The sequence below is a fragment of the Micromonospora sp. HK10 genome (assembly GCF_000982955.1).
In the GTDB taxonomy this organism is placed as follows: Bacteria; Actinomycetota; Actinomycetes; order Mycobacteriales; family Micromonosporaceae; genus Micromonospora.
This window is the reverse complement of sequence record NZ_KQ058840.1, coordinates 1-6,592: the sequence shown is the minus strand read 5'-3', so window position 1 is coordinate 6,592 and position 6,592 is coordinate 1. Positions and strand designations below refer to the sequence as shown.

The window sequence follows — 6,592 nt, the reverse complement described above, 5'->3', positions numbered from 1 at the left end:
TACGTCGAGTCACCGAGCCGGCCCGCGGCGATCGCCGTGCCGAAGTACCGGCCCGACTGCGCGGCCGCCGCACCCAGCGTGCTCGCCGCGGCGTTCGCCGACGGCATCATGATCGCGACCGCGGCCACGGTCACGGCGCTGACCGCGCCGGCGAGCAGCGCTCTGACGGCGGGCGAGCGCCGCCGCCTGTTCCCGCCACGATGAACGGATGGGCTCATTGCCACCTTGGCCTCCTTACTGGCCAACACCCAAGCCGTCTGGGCGGGGACGACTGGACGTCATGTTTGGAAGATTTAACGGCGCCAATGCTTTCATCGGCCGTCCGTCCAGGACAATAAGTTTCGGAAAAGTTTCGGGGGTGTTTTTTGCCTGCCGGACGCTCCGGTCCAGGACCGGTCCCGCGCCCCGAATTCCGCGTCTGAGCAGGGCGAACTCGACGATCGTCGGAGGACCGTCACCAGCTCTTTACATCGATGAACTTGGTGGCGTGGCGTGGCCGGTCGCCCCGGTACGGTGACCGGCCACGCCCGCCGGATCGGCGGTCAGGAGACGGTGCAGGCGACTCCGTTCAGGGTGAAGCCGGTCGGCCTCGGGTTGGTGCCGGTGTGGGTGCCGTTGAAGCCGAAGCTGGTCGACGCCCCGGGCGCGAGCGTGCCGTTGTAGGAGACGTTCGACAGGGTCACCGCGGTGCCGGTCTGGGTGGCGTTCGCCGACCAGGCCTGACCCACCTTCTGCCCGGTGCTCGGGAAGGTGAAGGCGAGGGTCCAGCCGTTGATGCCCGCCGTGCCGGTGTTGGTGATGGTGATGTTCGCGGTGAACCCGGTGTCCCAGGTGCTGGTGACGTACCCGACCGCGCAGCCACCGGCGGCCGGCGGATCCGCGGTGGTCACGGTGACCGGCGCGGAGGCCGGCGAGACGTTGCCGGCCGCGTCCACCGCGACCACCGTGAAGGTGTAGGCGGTGGCCGCGGTCAACCCGGTGACCGCGAGGGTGGTGCCGGCGGTCGAGCCGACCAGGACGGTCCCGGACCGGTAGACCCGGTAGCCGGTGACGCCGACGTTGTCGGTGGCCGGCCCCCAGGCGAGGGTGAGCCCGGTCGGGCCGACCGCGGACGCGGTGGGCGTGCCGGGGGCGGTGGGCGCCGTGGTGTCCTGGGCGGGCGCCGCCGGGGTGGTGACGCTGACCGTCGGCGAGGCCGTCGACCGGTTGCCGGCGCCGTCGCGGGCGACCACGGAGAACTGGTACGTCCGCTCGGGCAGCAGCCCGGTGACGGCGAGGGTGTTCGTGGTGGACTTCAGCAGCACCAGGGCGTCGCTGCCGACCTGGGCCTGGGTGATGTCGTAGCCAGCCAGGCCGCTGCCGCCGGTGTCGGTGGAGGCGGGCCAGGTCAGGGTGAGCCCGGTCGACGTGACGCCCGAGGCGACCGGGGTGCCGGGCGCGGTCGGCGCGGTGGTGTCCGGGGTGGCCGGTCCGGGCTCGTCACCCCAGACCCGTACACCGGCCTCGTAGAGCGGCACCTTGCGGTTCGGCCCGGCGGTGGCCTGGTACGACGGGTCGTTGGTCGGGTCCCAGGTGCCGCCCTCCGGCACGCCGATCTTGAACTGCACCTCCATCCGGTGCTGCGACTGCCCGGCCGGGGCGATGGTGTAACCGGTGCAGTCGACCTCCACGTACCAGATGTCGCCGCTGTACTGCTTGGCGGTCGACGGCGACGGGCAGCCCTGGGTGTAGCCGGGGGTGACGGTCACCGGGCCGGTGCCGTCCGGGCGGAAGTAGTAGCGGAACTTCGCCGTCTTCAGCGCCCGGGCCGGGAAGCCCGACTTGTTGTAGATGGTCGCCTTGAGCCCGGTGGCCCGGGTCTCCGCCTGCATCACCGTGGTCTCCACGGTCAACTCGTCCAGGTCCGGCGTCTCGGCGGTCGGGAAGCCGGCGAGCGGGGTGCCGCCGTACTCCTTGCTGAGCCGGGCCAGGGCGGAGGTGAAGCCGGCGTTGTAGTCGGTGGCGACCTCGTTCATCACGTAGTCCGACCGGCTGTCGGTGTAGGCGTCGTTGGCCGAGGAGGGGCCGCCGACCAGCGCGCCGTAGAGCACGTGCCGGGTCTCGGTGGGCACGGTCTGGCTGTCCCACCAGGAGCCGTGCGCGGTGCGGTGGTGCGGGTTCTTCGGCGAGTTGGCGCCGAAGCCGATCAGGTAGCTGGAGTTGCGCGGGTTGTCGCCGAGCGCGTAATTGATCTGCCGGACGGCGAAGTCGTGGTAGCGCGCCTTGCGGGTGGCGTCGGAGGTCTTGTCGCTGTAAACCAGGGCGGCGAAGGCGGTGTTGGCGGCGTAGCGCAGCGACCCCCAGGAGTCGAGCACCGCCTCCCCGCCGGGCGAGTAGTTCACCTTCGAGCCGTTCACGCCGACGGTCCACCAGTCCAGCCACCGGTTGGCGTCGTCGACGTACTTCTGCTTGTTGGTCAGGTTGGCCAGCAGCACGTACGCGCCGAACTGCTTGTTGTCCCAGGCGATGGTCCACTTGTAGGAGCGGGTGGTGGACTGCGGCTCGGTGCCGAGCTTGTCGTACTCGCTCTCCGCCTTGGTCAGGTAGCTCGCGTCACCGGTGGCGCGGTAGAGCCAGATCGCGCCCCAGACCAGTTCGTCCTGGTAGCCGCTCCACGACTTGTAGAAGTTCGTCGCGTCGGTGATGCACTCGTGGTAGTTCTTGCGCACCGTGTCGGCGAACGTGTAGAGCTGCTTCGCGTGCCCGAGCAGCTTGTCGGCGTAGGCGGCGTCGGTGGGACGGAACACCATCGACGAGGCGGCCATCGCGGCCGCCGTCTCCCCCGCCAGGTCCGCGCCGCCACAGCTGGCGTCGATCTTGTACGCGGGCCGCGCCATCGGTAGCACCTCGGCCGGTCCCCACCACTTGTGGTCGTCGTCGCCCTTGCCGATCTGTCCGTAGAGGACGTTCGGCGCGGGGTGTGCCTTGACGAAGTAGTCGTTGACCCAGCGCAGGTTGTTGAGCAGGTTGGTGAGCTGTCCGGCGGCGACGTAGCCGTCCCGGTACTCGACCGCGCCCCAGGCCAGCATGGTGGTGCTGAACGCCATGGGGAAGCCGAACTTCACGTGGTCGCCGGCGTCGTACCAGCCGCCGGTGAGGTCGAGTCCGACATCGGCGCCGTCGGTGAGCGCCGAGTCGCCGCGCCAGGAGACCCGGTTCCAGGACGGCTTCTTCCCGGACTGCTGCGCCTCGTAGAACAGGATCGACTTCTGCAACGCCTCGGCGTAGTTGAAGCTGGCCGCGGCCTGCGCCGGCCGGGGTGCGGCGACGGCGGTCAGGGCGAGGCTGAGCCCGGTGGCGAGGGCCGCGCCGGCGGCGAGGGCGCGGCGCACCCCGGAGCGGCCGCGCGCGGGTGGTCGGGTGCGGTGCAGCATGGCGTACTCCTGGGATGGGTGCCGCACGGCGGCCGACCGGACGGGGGACGGCCGTCGGAGGTGAACCGCCGTGCGGGCAATGGTGGTGGGGGCCGCCGCGGGAGCGTGGAAGCGCTCCCATGGATAAGCGACAATCTAATCGGCCGGCGGCCGGTTGGGAAGACGGCCGACCGGCGTGGTGTGGGGCGGACCGGCGCAGCGCCGAAGGCCGTCGTCGCGTTACCACGACACGCCCTGGAATCGGCTTGATTGTGGCGCGCTCGACCATGTCGAGCGCCACGTCTGCCCAGCTCAGGCCGATCGACCGATGCCGAAAGGACCCTCACGTTATGGGAGCATGTGCCGTCCCCGCTCCCGATCCCGGAGGAAATCCCATGCCACAGCGTCGGTCCGTGGCGCGCGCCGCCGTGACCGCGTCCGCGGCCGCAGCCTGCCTCGCTCTCGCCACCCCGGCGTGGGCGTCGGCCGCCGTCACCAACCCCACCCTGCGCCAGGCCGGCAAGCACGTCCTCGCGTCCAACGCGGAGTTCGACCAGGGCTTCGGCAACTGCGCGGGCGCCGACCAGCAGGCCGGCCAGGACATCTGGGTCTTCATCTGGCCCGGCAACGGCGTCGAGAGCGTCGACGCGGTGAAGATCGGCTGGGACACCGACAACGACAAGACCGCCGACACCTTCAAGACCCTCGCCGACGGTCACTTCACGACCGACAACGGCGCCAAGAAGGTCTGGTTCGCGACGCCGGCCGGCTGGCAGCTGGAGAGCGGCGAGTCGACCATCCACGGGCAGGTGCCGCAGAACCTCTTCAACCTGACCCACACCTGCTCCGGCACCACCCAGACGCAGTCGCCGTCGCCGACCCCGTCCACCACGGGCAGCGAGTCGCCGTCACCGAGCGACTCGGGGACCCCGACGCCGGGTCAGCCGGGCGGCACCGAGACCCCCGGCCCCAGCGGTTCCGTCGGCGGCGGCGCCGGTGGCGGTGGCAGCCTCCCGATCACCGGCGTGGCCGCGACCAGCATCGCGGTCACCGGCATCGCGCTGATCGGTGGCGGGATCGCGCTCATGACGCTGCGGCGCCGCCGCGACCGGATCACCTTCACCAGCTGACCGCCCGCCCACCACGCGACCGGCCGCCGGACCTCCGTCCCGGCGGCCGGTCCGCGTCTCCGACCACCGGTTCGCGTCTCCGACCACCGGCTCGGGTCTCGGCCCGGCTCGCGTCTCGGCCACCGGCTGGCGTCTCCGGCGATCGGAGCACGGCGCGAAGCGGTTGAACCCCGCGGCGCATCGGTACGTACTCACGGGTAACCCGGTCGACGCCGCCCGGAGCTGAATCACATCATCGATTACTGTCTATTAATTGTCCCGGTAATCCCAGGTCAGGCCGGTGCCCGTCGGGCCGTGGCACGTCGCTGCGGCGCCCCGGGCGTCCTGGCATACGAGCGTACGGTTGCCCGGCCGCTCGGCCGCGCGGGACAGTACGCCCCACCAGCGGTGCCATCGACGCCGCCGCTCCCCGGACAACCCTGAGGAGATCGCGATGGCTCTCAGACTCGCCGACGGCACCTCCTGGTCGGACACGCTCGCCCGCGCGGTCGCCGCCGCGCCGGAGGCCTTCGGCACCGCCCCGGACGGCGCGGCCACCCTGCACAACCTCACCCAGGGCCGGTGGCAGGCGGTCGGCACGCCCACCCCGGTGCGTACCCCGGTCGACAACACCGTGCTGGCGCACCTCGCCCGCGTCGACGCCGACGCGGCCCGCAGCGCCGTCGCGCACGCCGCGGCCGACCACCGCCAGTGGGCGCAGACCCCGCTCGCCGAGCGCAAGGCGCGGGTCACCGACGCCCTCGACGCGCTCACCGCCCACCGCGACCTGCTCGCCATGCTGCTGGTCTGGGAGATCGGCAAGCCGTGGCGGCTGGCCTGCGCCGACGTCGACCGGGCCCTGGACGGCGTGCGGTGGTACGTGCAGGAGATCGACCGGATGCTCGCCGACGGCCGCGAGCCGCTGTCCGGGCCGGTCAGCAACATCGCCTCCTGGAACTACCCGATGAGCGTGCTGGTCCACGCCGAACTGGTCCAGTTGCTCGCCGGCAACGCGGTCATCGCGAAGACCCCGTCGCAGGGCGGCGCGGTCTGCCTCACCGTCGCGCACGCGCTGATGCGCCGCGCCGGGCTGCCCGCCACGCTGCTCTCCGGCGGCGGCGAGGAGCTGTCCGAGGTGCTGGTCCGCGCCCCGGAGATCGGCGCGGTGGCGTTCGTCGGTGGGCGCTCCAACGGCGGCAAGGTGGCCGCCGCGCTGCTCGACTCGGACAAGCGGCACTTCATCGAGCAGGAAGGGCTCAACGCCTGGGGCATCTGGAACTTCTCCCAGTGGGACCTGCTCGCCGCGCACCTGAAGAAGGGCTTCGAGTACGGCAAGCAGCGCTGCACCGCGTACCCGCGGTTCGTGGTCCAGCGGGACCTGGTCGACGAGTTCCTCGACATGTACCTGCCGGTCGTCCGCTCCGTCCGGTTCGGACACCCGCTCGCCGTCGGCGACGACTGGTCCGCCGGTGACCCGCTGCCCGAGCTGGACTTCGGTCCGCTGATCAGCGCGGCCAAGGCCGACGAGCTGCGCCGCAAGGTCGAGGAGGCGGTCCGCGGCGGCGCGGTGCCGCTGCACCGGGGCAAGCTCGACGGGGCGCCCTTCCTCGCCGGTCAGGACACCTCCGCGTACGTGGCGCCGGCCGTGCTGCTCGCCCCGCCCGGCCGGTCCCGGCTGATGCACGCCGAGCCGTTCGGCCCGGTGGACACCATCGTCGTGGTGGACACCACCGACGAGCTGCTGGCCCAGATGAACGCCTCGAACGGCGCCCTGGTCGCCTCGCTGGCCTGCGACGACGAGGAGCTGGCCGGCAAGCTGGCGGTCGACCTGCAGGCGTTCAAGGTGGGCATCAACAAGCCCCGCTCCCGGGGCGACCGGGACGAGCCGTTCGGCGGCCGGGGCGCCTCCTGGAAGGGCGCGTTCGTCGGTGGCGACCTGCTCGTGCAGGCGGTCACCGTGGGCGGCGACGGCCGGCTCTACGGCAACTTCCCGGACTACAGCAGCTACCCGACAACCTGATCCGCGATCCGGCTGGCGCGGCTGGCACGGCGCGGGCGGCGCGGCGCGGCCGGCGCGGCGCGGGCGGCGCC

The 6,592-nt window shown here is 71.9% G+C and carries 4 protein-coding genes; 3 read left to right on the top strand and 1 reads right to left on the bottom strand.

Going from position 1 to position 6,592, the window contains the following annotated elements; translation table 11 throughout:
• The coding region (locus LQ51_RS33480; RefSeq protein WP_046567844.1) for a hypothetical protein at window positions 1-204 on the top strand (204 nt) is incomplete at its 5' end.
• 338 nt (window positions 205-542) lie between these two features.
• Here LQ51_RS33480 and LQ51_RS19750 read toward each other — a convergent pair.
• On the bottom strand, window positions 543-3,413 hold the full coding sequence (locus LQ51_RS19750) for a glycoside hydrolase family 9 protein (protein WP_197087841.1): 2,871 nt from the start codon (window positions 3,411-3,413) through the stop codon (window positions 543-545).
• Window positions 3,414-3,787: 374 nt separating this feature from the next.
• Here LQ51_RS19750 and LQ51_RS19745 point away from each other — a divergent pair, with 374 nt between their 5' ends.
• Window positions 3,788-4,522, top strand: coding sequence for an LPXTG cell wall anchor domain-containing protein (locus LQ51_RS19745; protein WP_046567842.1), 735 nt, complete (start codon window positions 3,788-3,790; stop codon window positions 4,520-4,522).
• A 433-nt stretch (window positions 4,523-4,955) separates the two neighbouring features.
• Window positions 4,956-6,521 (top strand): aldehyde dehydrogenase family protein, encoded by a 1,566-nt coding sequence (locus LQ51_RS19740; RefSeq protein ID WP_046567841.1) that lies wholly within the window; start codon window positions 4,956-4,958, stop codon window positions 6,519-6,521.
• Window positions 6,522-6,592 lie beyond the last annotated feature (71 nt).